Source organism: Flagellimonas flava (assembly GCF_050617915.1).
Taxonomy (GTDB): Bacteria; Bacteroidota; Bacteroidia; order Flavobacteriales; family Flavobacteriaceae; genus Flagellimonas; species Flagellimonas flava_A.
In genome coordinates this window covers 1-233 of sequence record NZ_JBODQE010000207.1, presented here as the reverse complement: position 1 = coordinate 233, position 233 = coordinate 1, and the positions used below count along the sequence as shown (strand labels likewise).

Here is a 233-nt window from a genome sequence, read left to right as displayed (position 1 = left end):
CGCCAACAATAGATTGTCACAAATGCCCTGTGAGATTTAGGAAAGTGTATTGGCGGTAGGTGGGACAATGATCATAAGGTCAGCCCACAAGCCCAATTCGACATGATTGTTCCAAGATAAACTTCCATCCTCCTCGTTTACGAAATCCATCACCACAGGATTCTTGGACAAGGTGGACATGGTAAGGGGAGAAACAAAAGCGCCAGCACTCTGGGTCATTACAACTTTGACCC

1 pseudogene is annotated in these 233 nt (G+C 46.4%); it reads right to left on the bottom strand.

From position 1 onward, the window contains the following. Positions 1-39: 39 nt before the first annotated feature. Positions 40-233: pseudogene (locus tag ACRHOZ_RS21560) on the bottom strand (flavoprotein); the annotation flags it as partial.